Source organism: Streptomyces sp. NPDC111802 (genome assembly GCF_055634335.1).
Genome location: NZ_JBVKCZ010000025.1, coordinates 49,247 through 67,443 on the forward strand (window position 1 = coordinate 49,247; position 18,197 = coordinate 67,443).

The 18,197-nt window shown below is 69.9% G+C and carries 17 protein-coding genes; 13 read left to right on the forward strand and 4 right to left on the reverse strand.

Going from position 1 to position 18,197, the window contains the following annotated elements:
- Positions 1 to 5: 5 nt before the first annotated feature.
- From ACZ7NC_RS26345 to mutM, 5 genes are all read left to right on the forward strand, one after another.
- Positions 6 to 1,088 (forward strand): ATP synthase F0 subunit B, encoded by a 1,083-nt coding sequence (locus ACZ7NC_RS26345; RefSeq protein ID WP_471491778.1) that lies wholly within the window; start codon positions 6 to 8, stop codon positions 1,086 to 1,088.
- 137 nt (positions 1,089 to 1,225) lie between these two features.
- Complete coding sequence (locus ACZ7NC_RS26350) at positions 1,226 to 1,867, forward strand: YceD family protein (protein ID WP_471491780.1); 642 nt, start codon at positions 1,226 to 1,228, stop codon at positions 1,865 to 1,867.
- A gap of 2 nt (positions 1,868 to 1,869) precedes the next feature.
- Positions 1,870 to 2,043: a 50S ribosomal protein L32 gene (gene rpmF / locus ACZ7NC_RS26355; protein WP_007493396.1), complete on the forward strand. Its 174-nt coding sequence runs from the start codon at positions 1,870 to 1,872 to the stop codon at positions 2,041 to 2,043.
- Between the two features lie 19 nt (positions 2,044 to 2,062).
- Entirely contained in the window at positions 2,063 to 2,848 is a 786-nt protein-coding gene (rnc, locus tag ACZ7NC_RS26360) for a ribonuclease III (protein WP_471491921.1), read from the forward strand.
- An 82-nt stretch (positions 2,849 to 2,930) separates the two neighbouring features.
- Positions 2,931 to 3,791 carry a bifunctional DNA-formamidopyrimidine glycosylase/DNA-(apurinic or apyrimidinic site) lyase gene (mutM, locus tag ACZ7NC_RS26365; protein WP_471491782.1) on the forward strand — a complete coding sequence of 287 codons (861 nt, stop codon included), beginning with the start codon at positions 2,931 to 2,933 and terminating at the stop codon, positions 3,789 to 3,791.
- On the opposite strand, the gene ACZ7NC_RS26370 is transcribed toward mutM, so the two are convergent.
- Positions 3,764 to 4,165 carry a winged helix-turn-helix transcriptional regulator gene (locus ACZ7NC_RS26370; RefSeq protein WP_471491784.1) on the reverse strand — a complete coding sequence of 134 codons (402 nt, stop codon included), beginning with the start codon at positions 4,163 to 4,165 and terminating at the stop codon, positions 3,764 to 3,766. The two genes, mutM and ACZ7NC_RS26370, sit on opposite strands and share 28 nt — an antisense overlap.
- 107 nt (positions 4,166 to 4,272) lie before the next feature.
- Here ACZ7NC_RS26370 and ACZ7NC_RS26375 point away from each other — a divergent pair, with 107 nt between their 5' ends.
- Positions 4,273 to 4,857 carry a flavodoxin family protein gene (locus ACZ7NC_RS26375; protein WP_471491786.1) on the forward strand — a complete coding sequence of 195 codons (585 nt, stop codon included), beginning with the start codon at positions 4,273 to 4,275 and terminating at the stop codon, positions 4,855 to 4,857.
- 84 nt (positions 4,858 to 4,941) lie between these two features.
- Positions 4,942 to 5,229, forward strand: coding sequence for a hypothetical protein (locus ACZ7NC_RS26380; RefSeq protein ID WP_471491787.1), 288 nt, complete (start codon positions 4,942 to 4,944; stop codon positions 5,227 to 5,229).
- Between the two features lie 66 nt (positions 5,230 to 5,295).
- On the opposite strand, the gene ACZ7NC_RS26385 is transcribed toward ACZ7NC_RS26380, so the two are convergent.
- A complete protein-coding gene (locus tag ACZ7NC_RS26385; protein WP_471491789.1) occupies positions 5,296 to 6,444 on the reverse strand; it encodes a CAP domain-containing protein in 1,149 nt (382 codons plus the stop codon).
- Between the two features lie 152 nt (positions 6,445 to 6,596).
- On the opposite strand from ACZ7NC_RS26385, the gene ACZ7NC_RS26390 reads away from it, so the two are divergent.
- The 4 genes from ACZ7NC_RS26390 (at position 6,597) to ACZ7NC_RS26405 (ending at position 12,887) form a co-directional block, all read left to right on the forward strand.
- Entirely contained in the window at positions 6,597 to 6,878 is a 282-nt protein-coding gene (locus ACZ7NC_RS26390; RefSeq protein WP_471491790.1) for an acylphosphatase, read from the forward strand.
- 382 nt (positions 6,879 to 7,260) lie between these two features.
- On the forward strand, positions 7,261 to 7,464 hold the full coding sequence (locus ACZ7NC_RS26395; RefSeq protein WP_058922942.1) for a hypothetical protein: 204 nt from the start codon (positions 7,261 to 7,263) through the stop codon (positions 7,462 to 7,464).
- Positions 7,465 to 7,717: 253 nt separating this feature from the next.
- Complete coding sequence (gene smc / locus ACZ7NC_RS26400) at positions 7,718 to 11,272, forward strand: chromosome segregation protein SMC (protein WP_471491792.1); 3,555 nt, start codon at positions 7,718 to 7,720, stop codon at positions 11,270 to 11,272.
- Between the two features lie 199 nt (positions 11,273 to 11,471).
- The gene (locus ACZ7NC_RS26405) at positions 11,472 to 12,887 is read left to right on the forward strand and encodes a sugar porter family MFS transporter (protein WP_471491794.1); all 1,416 of its coding nucleotides are present in this window, start codon (positions 11,472 to 11,474) and stop codon (positions 12,885 to 12,887) included.
- Positions 12,888 to 13,147: 260 nt separating this feature from the next.
- Here the strand turns inward: ACZ7NC_RS26405 and ACZ7NC_RS26410 are convergent, their stop codons facing one another.
- Positions 13,148 to 14,119 carry an LLM class flavin-dependent oxidoreductase gene (locus tag ACZ7NC_RS26410; RefSeq protein ID WP_471491795.1) on the reverse strand — a complete coding sequence of 324 codons (972 nt, stop codon included), beginning with the start codon at positions 14,117 to 14,119 and terminating at the stop codon, positions 13,148 to 13,150.
- Positions 14,120 to 14,224: 105 nt separating this feature from the next.
- Here ACZ7NC_RS26410 and ftsY point away from each other — a divergent pair, with 105 nt between their 5' ends.
- Positions 14,225 to 15,433: a signal recognition particle-docking protein FtsY gene (ftsY, locus tag ACZ7NC_RS26415; protein ID WP_471491796.1), complete on the forward strand. Its 1,209-nt coding sequence runs from the start codon at positions 14,225 to 14,227 to the stop codon at positions 15,431 to 15,433.
- Between the two features lie 108 nt (positions 15,434 to 15,541).
- Here ftsY and ACZ7NC_RS26420 read toward each other — a convergent pair whose 3' ends face one another.
- Positions 15,542 to 16,198: a bifunctional DNA primase/polymerase gene (locus tag ACZ7NC_RS26420; RefSeq protein WP_471491797.1), complete on the reverse strand. Its 657-nt coding sequence runs from the start codon at positions 16,196 to 16,198 to the stop codon at positions 15,542 to 15,544.
- A gap of 457 nt (positions 16,199 to 16,655) precedes the next feature.
- On the opposite strand from ACZ7NC_RS26420, the gene nsdA reads away from it, so the two are divergent.
- On the forward strand, positions 16,656 to 18,149 hold the full coding sequence (gene nsdA / locus ACZ7NC_RS26425) for a transcriptional repressor NsdA (protein ID WP_471491798.1): 1,494 nt from the start codon (positions 16,656 to 16,658) through the stop codon (positions 18,147 to 18,149).
- The last annotated feature ends 48 nt before the right edge of the window (positions 18,150 to 18,197 follow it).

Here is an 18,197-nt window from a genome sequence, read left to right on the forward strand (position 1 = left end):
ACACGGTGGACGTACAGAAGAAGCTCGACGAGATCGTCGCGGCGGTCTCAGGTGCCCGTTCGATGCCCATGTCGGCCTCGTGCGTGGTCAACCGCGCCGAACTGCTCTCGCTGCTGGACGAGGTCCGCGCGGCCCTGCCCGGCTCCCTCGCCCAGGCGCAGGAGCTGATCGGCGGCCGCGAGCAGATGGTCGAGCAGGCCCGCCAGGAGGCCGAGCGGATCATCCAGGGCGCGCACGCCGAGCGTGGCTCGCTGATCTCCGACACCGAGGTCGCCCGCCGTTCCCAGTCCGAGGCCGAGCGCATCGTCGCCGAGGCCCGCAAGGAGGCCGAGGACATCCGCGCGGAGGCCGACGACTACGTCGACTCCAAGCTCGCCAACTTCGAGGTCGTCCTCACCAAGACCCTCGGCTCCGTCGGCCGTGGCCGCGAGAAGCTCCTCGGCACCGGTCCGGGCCTCGACGAGCAGGGCTACGAGGACGAAGACGCCCCCGAGCGCAGCCACGACCCGGAGACCCTGCGCCGCAACGCCGACGAGTACGTCGACGTCAAGCTCGGCGCCTTCGAGGCGGTGCTGGCCAAGACCCTGGAGGCCGTCGGCCGCGGCCGGCAGAAGCTGCACGGCCGTATCGCCAGCGACGACCTCGGCGCCCTCGCCGACGACAACACCAGCGTCCGGCACTCCAGCGACGCCGACTACCTCGCCGACCTCGCCGCGCTCGCGGAGCGGGACGCCCCGGCGGCCCCCGCCGAGCCGGCGGCGGCCGTACCGGCACAGCCGCAGTACGACCCGGGGACCGTGCAGCCGGCGTACGGCTACCAGCAGACGGACACCTACGCCGGCTACCAGCAGGGCTACGGCGGCCAGCAGGACCCGTACGGCTACCAGCAGGCCGATCCTTACGCCTATCAGGGCTACGACGGTCAGCAGGCCACCTACGACCAACAGCAGCCCCAGCAGCCCCAGCAGCCCCAACAGCCCCAGCAGGCCGCCCACCAGTCGTACGCCCTCGACGAGACCAGCCTCTTCGACACCGGCATGATCACTCCGGAGCAGCTGAGGGCGTACGAGCAGGGGCGCGGCCAGTAAGGGACCACCGGATTGGGCCGTGAGCCAAAGGTCCAGTATCCTGGCTCTTCGGTCGCGCGTACGTCCGCGATCAAAGCTGCCCGGGAACACCGAGGGCAGTGACCCTCTGAGCTCAGCAGATCGAAAGCAGGAATGGCGTGACAGCCCGCCTCGACCACCGCAACCCTCTCGTGTTCGACACACACGAGCTGGGTCGGCGGCCCGGTGCGCTGCAGCGCGTGACCCGCACGGTCGACGCCCCGAAGGACCTCGGTCTCAAGGACGTCATCGAGGTGCCGGAAGGCGCCCCGGTGGAGCTCGAACTCCGACTCGAGTCGGTCATGGAAGGGGTGCTTGTCACAGGCACCGCCCGTGCACAGGCCGAGGGGGAGTGCGTAAGGTGTCTGGAGCCGCTTCAGCTCGACGTCGAAGCGGAATTCCAGGAGATGTTCTCGTACCCTGACGCCGACGATCGGGGCCGCGTTCACCGCGCGGAGCCCGGCGACGACGCCGAGGACGACGAGGACAGGCTCTTTCTCGAGGACGGCCTGTTCGACCTCGAACCCGTGCTGCGCGACGCGGTGGTGCTCGCACTGCCGATGCAGCCGGTGTGCCAGGAAGACTGTCTGGGACTGTGCGCCGAGTGCGGAGCACGTCTCACGGACGACCCGGACCACCACCATGACGCCGTCGACATCCGTTGGGCGGCACTGCAGGGACTCGCCGGTTCACTCGAAGACGGCGAGAAGGACGAGATGAGCGGCGCCGAAGCGGGCGTCGACGAGAAGCAGGAGAAGTAGCCGTGGCTGTTCCGAAGCGGAAGATGTCGCGCAGCAACACGCGCCACCGCCGGTCGCAGTGGAAGGCTGCGGTCCCCACCCTGGTTGCGTGTGAGCGCTGCCACGAGCCCAAGCTGCAGCACATCGCGTGCCCGTCTTGCGGCACTTACAACAAGCGCCAGGTCCTCGAGGTCTGAGCGGCTGGTGAGAGGCACTGTGTCCACGCCGAAGAAGAACGCAGCGGACAACACAGCCTCGTCCCACACGCTGTTGGAAGGGCGGCTCGGGTACAAGCTCGAGTCCGCCCTTCTGGTGCGTGCGCTGACCCACCGTTCCTACGCATATGAGAACGGCGGTCTGCCGACCAACGAGCGCCTGGAGTTCCTCGGGGACTCCGTGCTCGGCCTCGTGGTCACGGACACGCTGTACCGCACCCACCCCGACCTGCCCGAAGGCCAGCTGGCCAAGCTGCGGGCCGCGGTGGTCAACTCGCGTGCGCTGGCGGAGGTCAGCCGTGGGCTCGACCTGGGCTCCTTCATCCGGCTCGGCCGTGGTGAAGAGGGCACAGGCGGCCGGGACAAGGCGTCCATCCTCGCCGACACCCTGGAAGCGGTGATCGGCGCGGTCTATCTCGACCAGGGCCTGGAATCGGCGGCGGAGCTGGTGCACCGCCTGTTCGACCCCCTGATCGAGAAGTCCTCGAACCTCGGAGCCGGCCTGGACTGGAAGACCAGTCTCCAGGAGCTCACCGCGATCGAGGGGCTCGGCGTGCCCGAGTACCTGGTCACGGAGACCGGCCCCGACCACGAGAAGACCTTCACTGCTGCCGCCCGCGTCGGAGGCGTCTCGTACGGCACCGGCACCGGCCGCAGCAAGAAGGAGGCGGAGCAGCAGGCCGCGGAATCCGCTTGGCGGGCCATCAAGGCCGCCGCGGAGGAGCGCGCCGCGAAGGCGGCCGCGAACGCCGCCGGGCCCGACGCCGACGCGTCGGCCTCCGCCTGACCGAACAGCGCGATCCGAGCGCCCGTCCCGGCCATGGGACGGGCGCTCGGCCCATACCCGCAAGGTGTGTACGGGAGAACCCATGCCCGAGTTGCCCGAGGTCGAGGTCGTCCGGCGCGGTCTGGAGCGGTGGGTCGCCCATCGCACGGTCGCCGACGCCGAGGTCACGCACCCACGTGCCGTACGCCGTCATATCGCCGGCGCGGACGACTTCGCGCACCGCCTCAAGGGCCACCGCATCGGCGTCCCCAGCCGCCGCGGCAAGTACCTGTGGCTGCCGCTGGAGGACACCGCCCAGTCGGTCCTGGCCCACCTCGGCATGAGCGGCCAGCTGCTGGTCCAGCCGCACACCGCGCCCGACGAGAAGCACCTCAGGATCCGGGTGAGGTTCGCGGACACGCTCGACACCGAACTGCGCTTCGTCGACCAACGCACCTTCGGCGGCCTGTCGTTGCACGACAACACCCCCGACGGCCTGCCCGACGTCATCGCGCACATCGCCCGCGACCCGCTGGACCCGCTCTTCGACGACGAGGCCTTCCACCAGGCCCTGCGCCGCAAGCGCACGACCATCAAACGGGCCCTGCTCGACCAGTCGTTGATCAGCGGTGTCGGCAACATCTACGCGGACGAGGCCCTTTGGCGCGCCCGCCTCCACTACGACCGCCCGACCGGAACCTTCACCCGCCCGCGCAGCCTCGAACTCCTGGGCCACGTAAGGGACGTGATGAACGCCGCCCTCGCGGTCGGCGGCACGAGCTTCGACAGCCTGTATGTCAACGTCAACGGCGAGTCGGGCTACTTCGACCGCTCACTCGACGCGTACGGCCGTGAAGGGCTGCCCTGCAAGCGGTGCGGTACGCCGATGCGCAGGCGGCCCTGGATGAACCGGTCCAGCTACTTCTGCCCGAAGTGTCAAAGGGCGCCGCGCGTCTCGTCGTAGCGCATACGTGCCTCCAGCACGTCGTCCATCTGCCCCTCCACGAAGTGGATGAGGTTCAGCAGCCGCTCGGCGATCCCGCGTCCCAGTGGCGTCAGCTCGTAGTCGACCCGCGGTGGGTTGGTCGGCTGGGCCTCGCGGTGCACCAGGCCGTCCCGCTCCAGGGCGTGCAGCGTCTGGGACAGCATCTTCTCGCTGACGCCGTCGACCCGGCGGCGCAGCTCGTTGAAGCGCAGCGAGCCCTCGTACAGCGCGCCGAGCGTGAGCCCGCCCCAGCGGCCCGTGACGTGCTCCAGAGTGACGCGCGAGGGGCAGGCCTTGGCGAACACGTTGTACGGGAGGTCCTGCGCCTCCGTGCGCTCCTGCATGGTGTCCATAGCACAAGCGTACTCGAACGCAGCGCTAACTCGTAGGTTGCACTATCTAGAAGTTAGTGCTTTCCTTTGGTCATCGCCAGTGAGCTGCCTATCCCAGGAGTACCCACGTGACCACCCCTGTCGTATCCATCGCCTACCACTCCGGCTACGGGCACACCGCCGTCATCGCCGAGGCCGTCCGCTCCGGGGCCGTCGAGGCCGGGGCCGAGGTGCATCTGATCAAGGTGGACGAGATCACCGAGGAGCAGTGGGCGATCCTCGACGGCTCGGACGCCATCGTGTTCGGCTCGCCGACCTACATGGGCACCGCGTCCGGCGCCTTCCACGTCTTCGCGGAGGCCACCTCGAAGCGCTGGGCCGAGCAGGCCTGGACGGACAAGCTGGCCGCCGGATTCACCAACTCCGCCTCCAAGAGCGGCGACAAGCTGCACACCTTGCAGTTCTTCCAGATCCTGGCCGCCCAGCTCGGCATGCACTGGGTCAACCTCGGCCTGCTCCCCGGCTGGAACAGCAGCGCCGGCTCCGAGAACGACCTCAACCGCCTCGGCGTCTTCACCGGCGCCGCCGCCCAGACCAACGCCGACCAGGGCCCGGAGGCCGTCCACAAGGCCGACGTGGCGACCGCCGAGCACCTGGGACGCCGGGTGGCCCAGACCGCGAAGGTGTTCTCCCTGGGCCGCGTGGCCGCCTGAGCGACGCGACGCCGTAAAGAACGCGCACGAGACACCGTCCCCGCTGCAGCCTGCCGACCGAGTCGGCCGCAGGGGGACGGGGTCTTGGGGGGAACTGTGTGGGACGGCCCGTTGTACCGGGTGCGCAGGGACGGATACGAGATCTGCTTCGTAGCGGGCGTGGGGGAGGATCTCGGCGAGGTCTGCGACATCGACATGTGGGTGACGTTCGCCGACCATGGGGAGCGCCTCGGGGGCCGGTACTTCTACGGCTGGGACAACCTGATCGTCCGGGACCCCGGCATCCCCGCCATGGTCCATGTCATCGACAACCTCGTGACCACCGGCGACTACAGGTCGGCGATGCGCCCTTTGGGACTTGCCGAGGACTGACGGCCGGGGCCGGGGCGACTGGACGCGTCCCTTGCCTTCGGACCCCGGCTTCGTGTCGGGGGTCTCTCAGTACCCGAAGTCCTGAGTCCACCAAGGCCCGCCCGCACCGAAGTGCACGCCGACGCCCAGCGTCTTGAAGTCGCAGTTCAGGATGTTGGCCTGGTGGCCCGGGCTGTTCATCCAGGCCTCCATCACCGCGGCCGCGTCGGACTGGCCGCGGGCTATGTTCTCGCCGCCGAGGTCGGTTATGCCGGCCTTCGCGGCACGGTCCCAGGGGGAGGCGCCGTCGAGGTCGGTGTGGTCGAAGAAGCCCCGCTCGGCCATGTCCTCGCTGAAGTCCTGGGCCAGATCGGTGAGCGAGCTGTTGGCGGCGACCGCGCTGCAGCCCACCTGGGCGCGCTCCTCGTTCACGAGCCTCAGCACCTCGGCCGCGGCGGCGGCCTCCGCGGAGACCTGGACGGGGGCGCCGGCCTGCTCGTTCCCCTTGTCCGGCGCCTTCTCCTTCTCCTTCGGCGGCGCCTGGGTGGCCGTACGCGAAGGAGTCTCCTTCGGCTTCTTGCTGGGCGTGGCCGACGGCTTCTTGGACGGGGTCTTCGTCGGTGCGGCCGACGACGTCGACGGGGCCGGCGAAGCGGGCCGTTCGACGTCGCGGCTGGTCGAGTCGCCGCTGCCGTCCCGGTCGGCGCTGCCGGACGTACCGCCCTGCTCGGCGGGGGAGTTGGTCGGGGTGTCGGCGGCCTGCACCCGGTCGGTGCCGCTGCCGCCGCCGAGCTGGTAGTTGTCGATTCCGGGCACCACGCCCGTGGCGACCGCGACCGTGCCGAGGGCCACCGCGGCGGAGACACCGAGCAGCCCGGTCTTCACCGGTGCCGCGGCCTTCTTCTTGCGGCGGCGGTGCGAGGCCCCGGGCCGCCGGGAGCCGGAGTCGGGTGTGAAGCCCTCACTGCGGAAGGCGGCCGTCTCGTCGTCCGGGAAGGTCGTGGTGTCGGTGATCCGGCCGTAGTCGTCGCCCGTGGCGAAGAGGTAGGCGTCACTCCTCGCGTAGGCCTCGGCGTACGCCTCCGGGTTCAGATAGGGCGCGATGCCCCTCGGTCGCTCGCTAGCGTACGAGTCCCGGGGTTCGTGGCCCTCCGTGTAAGAGCCGTCCGTATGTGTGACCCCCGTGGCGCGGCCCGTGGCGGCGCGTCCGGCGGCGGAGCGTCGGTGGCGTCCCATGTCCTGGCCTTCCTCGTCCCTGCGGTCTCAACGTCCTCACGGAACTCACACGATCGAGTGAGTTTCATATGAGATTCATTGGGTGGGGACGGTACCGCATGGCGCCAGGGGAGGAAGTGCCCGGAGAGACATTGGCCCGTTAGGTTGCAGTCATGAGCGAGGATGTGCGGCTGGTCGCCTGGGTGCGTGGAAGCGTCCAAGGTGTGGGTTTTCGCTGGTTCACGCGGGCCAAGGCTCTCGAGATCGGCGACCTGAGTGGTTTTGCTCTCAATTTGGACGACGGTCGGGTCCAGGTGGTCGCGGAGGGCCCGCGGAGGGGCTGTGAGGGACTTCTGGACTGGCTCCAAGGCGACGACACGCCCGGGCGGGTCGACGGCGTGACAGAGATCTGGGACACACCTCGCGGGGGTTACGACGGCTTCGCCATCCGCTGAGCGGATTCTGTAAACCGGCCCTGGCGCACGCCCGGGTACCTGCCACGGGCAACTGCCCCGAGCAGAAATGAGCAGGTGGTTGCCAAGAACGGCTCGCGGTGGCAGGCTCGCCACTGAAGGATGATCGTCACGCCCCGAGGGCCCCGCAGGAGTCGTCGCACCGCCGCTTTCGGCCGTGTGCCCCCGGGTTTGCCCGCCAATACGGGGCGTGATCGTGTTGACCGTCAAACTTTTTGGTGAGACGCTGAAAGCCCCGCGCACCTTCGCTGTTTGGCGTGGCTGAACGGCAGTACAACACCAGGCCTGCCAAGCAACCGCCGGTGCGAATCCCTCACGACCCACACCGCTTCGGTCGGTCACTCAGTGTGGAGGACCATCCATCATGGCAAAGGCGCTTCTCGGTTACGTCGGCGGCTCCGACCCTCGACTCCTCGCCGAGATGCGACGGCTCCAGCAGCGTGTCCAGGACCTGGAATCCGAGCTTGTACGGATCCAGGCCGAGAACGACGCGCTGACGGCTGCCGCTTCTCACGACAGGATCATGGAGAGCATCGACGCACACCAGGCGGAGCCTGCGCTCACCTGATCACTGCATCGCTCCTCGACAGCACAAGCAGTGGTTGGGAGGCCCGTATCCAACCGCTAAGTAGTTGTCAGACGACTGGCGAGCCAGCCGTCAGAAGTTTCAAGGGACGCTTCGGCGTCCCTTCTTTCTTTCCCCCGACTTACTGCTCCGCGCATCCTTTCACCCTCTTTAACGTCTGGTGTGCCCTGCACGTTCATCGGTGAAACCGTGCGTTCATGGAGTGACACTTTCCCGGAAGGTAGAGTCCACCGGCGTGCACCTCAAGGCCCTGACCCTCCGAGGGTTCAAGTCGTTCGCGTCGGCGACCACGCTCCGGTTCGAGCCGGGCATCACATGTGTCGTCGGGCCGAACGGCTCGGGCAAGTCCAATGTCGTGGACGCGCTCAGCTGGGTCATGGGTGAGCAGGGTGCCAAGTCGCTGCGCGGCGGCAAGATGGAGGACGTCATCTTCGCCGGCACCACCGGCCGCCCGCCGCTGGGCCGCGCCGAGGTGTCGCTGACCATCGACAACTCCGACGGGGCGCTGCCCATCGAGTACTCCGAGGTCACCATCACGCGGATCATGTTCCGCAACGGCGGCAGCGAGTACCAGATCAACGGCGACACGTGTCGCCTCCTCGACATCCAGGAACTGCTGTCCGACTCCGGCATCGGCCGCGAGATGCATGTGATCGTCGGCCAGGGCCAGCTCGACTCCGTCCTGCACGCCGACCCGATGGGCCGCCGCGCCTTCATCGAGGAGGCCGCGGGCGTCCTCAAGCACCGCAAGCGCAAGGAGAAGGCGCTCCGCAAGCTGGACGCGATGCAGGCCAACCTCGCGCGCGTGCAGGACCTGACGGACGAACTACGCAGACAGCTCAAGCCCCTGGGCCGCCAGGCCGCCGTCGCACGCCGGGCCGCCGTCATCCAGGCGGACCTGCGCGACGCCCGGCTCCGGCTCCTCGCCGACGATCTCGTACGGCTGCGGGAGGCACTCCAGGCCGAGGTCGCCGACGAGGCCGCGCTCAAGGAGCGCAAGGAGGCCGCCGAGCGGGAGCTGAGGAAGGCGCTCCAGCGCGAGGCCCTCCTGGAGGACGAGGTACGGCAGCTCACACCACGCCTCCAGCGGGCCCAGCAGACCTGGTACGAGCTGTCCCAGCTGGCCGAGCGGGTGCGCGGCACGATCTCGCTGGCCGACGCGCGCGTGAAGAGCGCGACGTCCGCGCCGCCTGAGGAGCGCCGGGGCCGCGACCCCGAGGACATGGAGCGCGAGGCCGCCCGCATCCGCGAGCAGGAGGCCGAGCTGGAAGCGGCCCTGGAGGCGGCCGAGCGGGCCCTTGAGGACACGGTCGCCCACCGCGCCGAACTGGAGCGGGAGCTCACCCTCGAAGAGCGCCGCCTGAAGGACGTCGCCCGTGCCATCGCCGACCGGCGCGAGGGGCTCGCCCGGCTGAACGGCCAGGTCAACGCCGCCCGTTCGCGTGCCGCCGCCGCCCAGTCGGAGATAGAGCGTCTCGCAGCCGCGCGGGACGAGGCCCAGGAGCGGGCCTTCGCCGCGCAGGAGGAGTACGAGGCGCTGAAGGCCGAGGTGGACGGCCTGGACGCCGGCGACGCGGATCTCGCCGAGCAGCACGAGGCGGCGAAGTCGCAGCTCGCGGAGGCGGAGGCCGCCCTGACGGCAGCCCGCGAGGCGGCCACCGCGGTGGAGCGCAAGCGTGCCGCGACCCAGGCCCGCCACGAGGCCATGGCGCTCGGCCTGCGCCGCAAGGACGGCACGGGTGCGCTGCTCGGCGCGAAGGACCGCCTCACCGGGTTGCTGGGTCCGGCTGCGGAGCTGTTGACGGTGACGCCGGGATACGAGGTACCGCTCGCGGCTGCCTTCGGGGCGGCGGCGGACGCGATCGCGGTGACGTCACCGTCGGCCGCAGCTGAGGCGATCCGGTTGCTGCGCAAGCAGGACGGCGGCCGGGCGGCGCTGCTGCTGAGCGGAGCTCTTGATCCCGGCTCCCTTGAACCGAGGCCGGACGGGCCGCCGTACGCCGCCGACCTGGTCCGTTGTCCTGACGAGCTCATGCCTGCCGTACGCCGCCTCCTGCGCGGCATCGTCGTGGTCGGCACCCTTGAGGACGCCGAGGACCTGGTCTACGCCCACCCCGACCTGACCGCCGTGACCGCCGAAGGCGACCTCCTCGGCGCGCACTTCGCTCACGGCGGCTCCGCGGGCGCTCCCAGCCTCCTCGAAGTGCAGGCCTCCGTGGACGAGGCCGCCGCAGAACTGGAAGAGCTGGCCGTCCGCTGCGAAGAACTGACCGAGGCCCAGCAAGCCGCCACCGAGCGCCGCAAGGCATCCGCCGCGCTCGTCGAGGAGCTGGGGGAGCGGCGCAGGGCGGCCGACCGGGAGAAGTCGTCCGTCGCACAGCAGCTCGGCCGACTCGCCGGACAGGCGCGCGGTGCCGCCGGTGAGGCCGAGCGGTCCGTCGCCGCCGCCGCGCGGTCGCAGGAGGCGCTCGACAAGGCTCTGACCGACGTCGAGGAACTGGCCGAGCGGCTGGCCGTCGCCGAGGAGATGCCGGTCGAGGAGGAGCCCGACACCTCGGTGCGGGACCGGCTCGCCGCCGACGGCGCCAACGCGCGGCAGACCGAGATGGAGGCCAGGCTCCAGGTCCGTACGCACGAGGAGCGGGTCAAGGGACTGGCCGGACGGGCCGACTCCCTCGACCGGGCCGCCCGCGCCGAACGCGAGGCACGCGCGCGTGCGGAGCAGCGGCGGGCCCGGCTGCGGCACGAGGCGGCCGTCGCGGAAGCCGTCGCCTCCGGTGCCCGGCAACTGCTCGCGCACGTCGAGGTGTCCCTGGCCCGGGCCGAGGAGGAGCGCGGCGCGGCCGAGGCCGCCAAGGCCCTGCGGGAGCGGGAGCTGACCGCCGCACGTAACTCCGGTCGCGACCTCAAGGCCGAGCTCGACAAGCTGACCGACTCCGTCCACCGCGGCGAGGTCCTCGGCGCCGAGAAGCGGATGCGGATCGAGCAGCTGGAGACCAAGGCGCTTGAGGAGCTGGGCGTGGAGCCCGCCGGGCTCGTCTCCGAGTACGGCCCCCACCAGCTCGTACCGCCCTCCCTGGCCGCCGAGGGCGAGCAGCTTCCCGAGGACCCCGAGCACCCCCGCAACCAGCCCAAGCCGTTCGTACGGGCCGAGCAGGAGAAGCGGCTCAAGGCGGCCGAGCGCGCCTACCAGCAGCTCGGCAAGGTCAACCCGCTCGCCCTGGAGGAGTTCGCGGCGCTGGAGGAACGGCACAAGTTCCTCAGCGAGCAGCTGGAGGACCTGAAGAAGACCCGCGCCGACCTCCTCCAGGTCGTCAAGGAGGTCGACGAGCGCGTCGAGCAGGTCTTCACCGAGGCCTTCCGGGACACCGCCCGGGAGTTCGAGGGCGTCTTCAGCCGACTCTTCCCCGGCGGCGAGGGACGGCTGATCCTGACCGATCCCGACAACATGCTCACCACCGGCGTGGACGTCGAGGCCCGCCCGCCGGGCAAGAAGGTCAAGCGGCTGTCGCTGCTCTCGGGTGGTGAGCGCTCACTCACCGCCGTCGCGATGCTGGTGTCGATCTTCAAGGCCCGACCGAGCCCGTTCTACGTCATGGACGAGGTCGAGGCCGCCCTGGACGACACCAACCTGCAGCGGCTGATCCGCATCATGCAGGAGCTGCAGGAGGCCTCGCAGCTGATCGTGATCACGCACCAGAAGCGCACGATGGAGGTCGCCGACGCGCTGTACGGCGTCTCCATGCAGGGCGACGGTGTGTCGAAGGTGATCAGCCAGCGGCTGCGCTGACCGCACTGGGTCTACGTTCAAGAGTTGAACACAGAACCCTTACGTTTGCTTGCCTGTGCCTTCAAAGGTCACACCACTTCCCTATTGACTTCGAAACTTGAAGGCATAGTCTCTGTCACGTTGTTTTTACCTTCAGGTATCACCACTTGGAGCGGCTGACCCCCACCCGGCAGCGTTGCCGGTGGCCCGAGGAGTACACGTGACCAGCACAGCGCAGGCACCCACGTCAGGAGCCAAGGCGGCGCACCCCGAACATCTCGGGCACGTCGTCTTCATCACCGCCGCGGCTGCCATGGGCGGCTTCCTGTTCGGCTATGACAGCTCCGTCATCAACGGAGCCAACGGCGGCATTCAGGCCCGGTTCGACCTCAGCTCCGGCGTCACCGGTACCGTCGCCGCCAGCGCCCTGCTCGGCAGCGCAGTCGGTGCCGCCATCGCCGGCCGAATAGCCGACCGCATCGGCCGCATCCGCGTCATGCAGATCGCGGCGGTGCTGTTCGCCGTGAGCGCCGTCGGTTCCGGACTGCCGTTCGCCGCGTGGGACCTCGCCGCATGGCGTGTCCTCGGCGGCATCGCCATCGGTATGGCCTCGGTCATCGGCCCGGCCTACATCGCCGAGGTCGCCCCGCCCGCGTACCGAGGCCGGCTCGCCTCGTTCCAGCAGGCCGCCATCGTCATCGGCATCGCCGTCTCCCAGCTCGTCAACTGGGCCATCCTCAACATGGCCGACGGCGAGGAGCGCGGGACGGTCGCGGGCCTGGAGGCCTGGCAGTGGATGCTCGGCGTGATGCTCGTGCCCGCCATCGTCTACGGGCTGCTGTCCTTCGCCATCCCCGAGTCCCCGCGCTACCTGATCAGCGTCGGCCGAATCACCGACGCGAAGAAGGTCCTCGCCGACGTCGAGGGCGACGGAAACCTGGACGGCCGGGTCGCCGAGATCGAGCAGGCCATGCGCAGCGACCACAAGTCCACCTTCAAGGACCTGCTGGGCGGCCGGTTCGGTCTGCTGCCGATCGTGTGGATCGGCATCGGCCTCTCCGTCTTCCAGCAGCTGGTCGGCATCAACGTCATCTTCTACTACTCGAACCTGCTGTGGCAGTCCGTGGGCGTCGACCCGTCGAGCTCGTTCTTCTACTCGTTCGAGACCTCGATCATCAACATCGTCGGCACCGTGATCGCGATGATCTTCGTCGACCGCATCGGCCGCAAGCCGCTCGCCCTCATCGGCTCCGTCGGCATGGGCATCTCCCTCGCGGCGGCCGCCTGGGCCTTCTCCTTCCAGAACGGCAACGACCCGCTGCCGACCGCGCAAGGCTACGTCGCGCTGATCGCCGCCAACGCCTTCGTTCTCTTCTTCGCCATGTCCTGGGGCGTGGTCGTCTGGGTCATGCTCGGTGAGGTCTTCCCGAACAAGATCCGCGCCGCCGCGCTGGGTGTGGCCGCCTCGGCCCAGTGGATCGCCAACTGGCTGATCACGATCACCTTCCCGGACCTGTCGGACTGGAACCTGTCGCTCACCTACGTCATGTACGCGGTGTTCGCCTTCCTCTCCATCCCCTTCATCCTCAAGTTCGTGCCCGAGACCAAGGGCAAGAAGCTGGAGGAGATGGGCTGACTGGCCCCCGAACTCGGGGGGAAGGGCCAAGTCCCCGCTGCCCCTCTCCCCGTAACCCGTCGCCGCCCCGGCTCGGCCACTGCCCGAGCCGGGGCGGCGGCTTTCGTGCGCACAGGGCGGATCACCATCACCAGATCAGGGCGCCGCCCCGAGCTGTCGCCACGGGCAGGAACCGGGCGCCAGCGAGCGCACCGTCCCGAAGCCACACACCGTCTCGCGCCAGACCTCGAACCCGGCAGGGCGTCGTCGCACCCCTCGGCTCAGCCCTCCAGCGCCGGAAGCACCTCCTCCGCGAACAGCCGCAGACTCCGCCACCCCTCCTCCACCGGCATCCCGCCCGACAGCGGATGCAGCACGTAGTTGTCGAACCCCAGCGCCACGCACTCCTCGGGCGTCACGATCCGATACACGCCCTCGGCACGCAGTTCGTCCACCGTCGTGGCCCCCGACTTCACCGCCGAGCGGATCTCCCCGGACTGCCAGGAGGCGTACGTCCGCGCCTCGTGCAGGAAGTGGCCGCCGCAGCGCGCCCACGCCCGGTCGGGGTCCTCGGCGATGTGCAGCAGCGGCGTCTCGGCGGCCGGCATCATGGTCCAGCCCTCGGTGCCGTACTCCACCAGCCGCTCCTTGTAGTACGCCTCCAGCTCCGGCAGATGCGCGCTGGGGAAGAACGGCAGGCCGAGGCGGGCGGCCCGGCGGGCGGCGGCTTTCGAGGAGCCGCCGACCAGGAGCAGGGGGTGCGGATCGGTGTACGGGCGCGGGGTGATCCGTACCGTACGGCCGCGGTAGTCGAACTCCTCGCCGGTCCATGCTTTGAGCAGCGTCTCCAGCAGCTCGTCCTGGAGCCGGCCGCGCCGCTTCCACTCCACGTCGAACAGGGCGTACTCCTCGGGCCGGTACCCGATCCCGGCGACCGTCACCAGCCGGCCGCCGCTCAGCAGATCCAGTACGGCGATCTCCTCGGCGAGTCGCAGCGGGTCGTACAGCGGGCCGATGATCGCCGAGACGGTGACCGCGAGGCGCCGCGTCGCGCCGAAGACCGCCCCCGCGAAGGCGAACGGCGACGGCAGCCAGTTGTTGTCGGCGCCGTGGTGCTCCTCGGTCTGCACGGTGGTGATGCCGTGCTCGTCGGCGTACGCGGCCATCTCCAGGGCCGCCCGATAGCGGGCGGCGAGCGAGGCGGGGGTCGCGTCGGGCTCGACGAGGTTGAAGCGTACGACCGTGACGGGCATGGGGGTCCCCCTTCACCGGGCGGGTGTGGAGAGGGACGTTAGCTGACGGTGTGTCAGACATCCATAGGGGTGTCGCGGGACTCCATGGCCGATACTGGACGGGTTATGGACATCGTCATCCTTGCTGTAGTCATCGCCGTGGTGGTGCTCGGCGCGCTCGGCGGGCTCATCGTCGGCACGCGCCGTAAGAAGCAGGTGCCCCCGCCGCCGCCCGCCGCCCCCGACATCACCGCCCCTCCGGCCGAGCCGCACGTCGGCGACGAGGCCGAGACACCGCGCGACGAACCGCGCCGGACCATAGAGGAGGTGGATCTTCCCGACGGCTCGACCGGCGTCGCCGTCGAGGAACCTCCGGTCGTCGAGATCCCGCCGACCGAGATCGAGATCCCGGAGCCCACCGCAGGCCGCCTGATCCGCCTGCGCGCCCGGCTCTCCCGCTCCCAGAACGCCCTCGGCAAGGGGCTGCTCACGCTCCTGTCGCGCGAGCACCTCGACGAGGACACCTGGGAGGAGATCGAGGACACGCTGCTCACCGCCGATGTCGGCGTGCAGCCCACCCAGGAACTGGTCGACGGACTGCGCGAGCGCGTCAAGGTCCTCGGCACCCGCACCCCCGAGGAGCTGCGCGGCCTGCTGCGCGAGGAGCTGCTCAAGCTGGTCGGTACCGACATGGACCGCGTGGTCAAGACAGAGCCGGAGACCAGCAAGCCGGGCATCGTGATGGTCGTCGGTGTCAACGGCACCGGCAAGACCACCACCACCGGCAAGCTCGCCCGCGTCCTCGTGGCCGACGGCCGCAGCGTGGTGCTGGGCGCCGCCGACACCTTCCGTGCCGCCGCCGCCGACCAGCTCCAGACCTGGGGCGAGCGCGTCGGCGCCCACACCGTGCGCGGGCCGGAGGGCGGCGACCCCGCCTCCGTCGCCTTCGACGCGGTGAAGGAGGGCAAGGAGATGGGCTCCGACGTGGTGCTCATCGACACCGCCGGGCGCCTGCACACCAAGACCGGCCTCATGGACGAGCTCGGCAAGGTCAAGCGGGTCGTGGAGAAGCACGCGCCGCTGGACGAGGTGCTGCTGGTGCTGGACGCCACCACCGGGCAGAACGGCCTGGTGCAGGCCCGTGTCTTCGCCGAGGTCGTCGACATCACCGGCATCGTGCTCACCAAGCTGGACGGCACGGCCAAGGGCGGCATCGTCGTCGCGGTACAGCGCGAACTGGGCGTACCGGTGAAGCTGATCGGCCTGGGCGAGGGTGCCGACGATCTGGCGCCGTTCGAGCCGGAGGCGTTCGTTGACGCCCTTATCGGAGAATGACACCCACCTACCAAATTCGGTTTGTGGTTCGAAGAAGCGCCCGCCTCCCAAGGTGCAGTTGGGGGACGGGCGCTTCGCTGTGTACGACTGTGACCGGTGCGGCTCCTGTTACGCCCGCGACCGATGCGCCAAATAGGCCAACGTCCCCAGCAGCAACCGCGCCGCCGGCGGCTTCGTCGCCGTGTCCAGTGCCGGGGGCCGCAGCCAGCGCACCGGACCGAGCCCGCCCCGGTCGGACGGCGGCGCCGTGATGTGCGTACCGGGGCCGAGGCCGCGCAGGTCGAGGTGGGTCGGGTCGTCCCAGCCCATGCGGTACAGCAGCTCGGGGAGCTCGGCGGCGGCACCGGGGGCGACGAAGAAGTGGGCGCGGCCGTCGGGGTTGGCGACGACCGGGCCGAGGGGCAGGCCCATGCGCTCCAGCCGGGTCAGCGCGCGGCGTCCGGCGGGCTCGGCCACCTCGATCACGTCGAACGCCCGCCCGACCGGCAGCATCACCGAGGCACCCGGGTACTCCGACCACGCCTTGGTGACCTCGTCGAGCGTGGCCCCGGCCGGAACCTCGGGCGCGAAGTCGAGGGGGTGTGCGCCCGGCGCGTCGCAGTCGGGGCGGCCGCACGAACAGGCGCCCGCCGCGGCGCGCGCTCCGGGCACCGCGTCCCAGCCCCAGAGCCCGGTGAACTCGGCGACGGCGGTGCACTCCGAGGAGCGGCCGCGTCGCCGCGAGCCGGAGCGGATCTCCCGGATGCCGCCGATCGTGAAGCCCATGCCCCCTCCAACGGTCCAGTGCGCCTCGTGGTTACGACGCGGATGCAGTACGTAACTCTGCGTGTTCTCCAACGTCCGGGTACCCCTGGCGCCGCTCGGTCTACTCGGCGCTTGGAAGTGCCGTGGGTTGTGGACTGGGCGACACGCGCCCCTGAGTGCTTCGCTCCGCCCACTTCCGGCCGTCCTATGTCAAGTGAATCGTGGGAAGGCCACCGTGAGTTCATTCGAAGGGGTGGCGAATGGTGGCGATTCCGGGATCGCCATGGCTGGAGGCGTGATCGTAGGATTACTGTGAGTGCACACAGCTTCGGGGTACATGCGCTCGTGGGTATGCCGGGGGCAAGTCGACTTTCCGTTCGAAGGGTGAGAACCGCCGGACGGGCGACCGTATTTACCGGCATTCTGATAGGGCTTGGCGCACTCGGTGACAAGTGGTCCAAGGGATGGGGGCGTTCCAGTGAGCGGCAACGGCGGAAGCGGTACGAGTGCCGGTAGCGCATCGCACGCTGACAAGCGCCCCAACGAGCTGCTCGCGTCCTGGTTCGTGCGCAGCGGCTGGTCGAAGGGCGAACTCGCCCGCCAAGTCAACCGCCGCGCACGCCAGTTGGGTGCCAACCACATCTCCACCGACACCTCCCGCGTACGCCGCTGGCTGGACGGCGAGAACCCTCGTGAGCCGATCCCGCGGATCCTGTCCGAGCTGTTCTCCGAGCGCTTCGGCTGCGTCGTCTCGGTCGAGGACCTCGGCCTGCGCGCGGCCCGTCAGTCACCCTCGGTGTCCGGCGTCGATCTGCCCTGGACGGGCCCGCAGACGGTGGCCCTGCTCAGCGAGTTCTCGCGCAGCGACCTGATGCTGGCGCGGCGCGGCTTCCTCGGGAGCTCGCTGGCCCTGTCCGCGGGCCCGGCGCTCATCGAGCCGATGCAGCGCTGGCTGGTCCCCGCACCGCCCGCTCCGCACCAGGAATCGCGGCCCGTGCCGTCCTCACGCGCGCGTGGCCGCCTGTCCAAGCCCGAGCTGGACCTGCTGGAGTCCACCACCGTGATGTTCCGGCAGTGGGACGCCCAGTGCGGCGGCGGTCTGCGCCGCAAGGCGGTCGTGGGCCAGCTGCACGAGGTGACCGACCTGCTCCAGGAGCCCCACCCCGAGTCCACCACCCGCAAGCTGTTCAAGGTCGCCGCCGAGCTGGCCGAGCTGGCCGGCTGGATGTCGTACGACGTAGGGCTCCAGCCCACCGCGCAGAAGTACTTCGTCCTCGCGCTGCACGCCGCCAAGGAGGCCGGCGACCGGCCGCTCGGCTCGTACGTCCTGTCCAGCATGAGCCGCCAGATGATCCACCTCGGCCGGCCCGACGACGCCCTGGAGCTGATCCACCTCGCGCAGTACGGCAGCCGGGACTGCGCGAGCCCGCGCACCCAGTCGATGCTGTATGCGATGGAGGCCCGCGCCTACGCCAATATGGGCCAGCCCGGCAAGTGCAAGCGAGCGGTGCGGATGGCCGAGGACACCTTCTCCGAGGCCGACGAATGGGACGAGCCGGACCCTGACTGGATCCGCTTCTTCTCCGAGGCCGAGCTGTACGGCGAGAACTCCCACTCCTTCCGCGACCTCGCCTATGTCGCCGGCCGCAGCCCGACGTACGCCTCGCTGGCCGAGCCCCTGATGCAGCGGGCCGTCGACCTGTTCGCGAAGGACGAGGAGCACCAGCGGTCGTACGCACTGAACCTCATCGGGGTGGCCACGGTCCATCTGCTGCGACGCGAGCCCGAGCAGAGCGCGGTCCACGCCGAGCAGGCCATGCTGGTCGCCAAGAAGGTGCGCTCCGAGCGCGTCAACACTCGTATTCGAAAGACGGTCGACACGGCCGTACGCGACTTCGGGGAGCTCGCCGAGGTCGTGGACCTCACCGACAAGCTCGCCGTGGAGCTGCCGGAGACCGCCGAGGCGGTCTGAAACCCGGGGTCAGTGCCCCGGGAACCCCCAGAACCCCGGCCGCGGCCG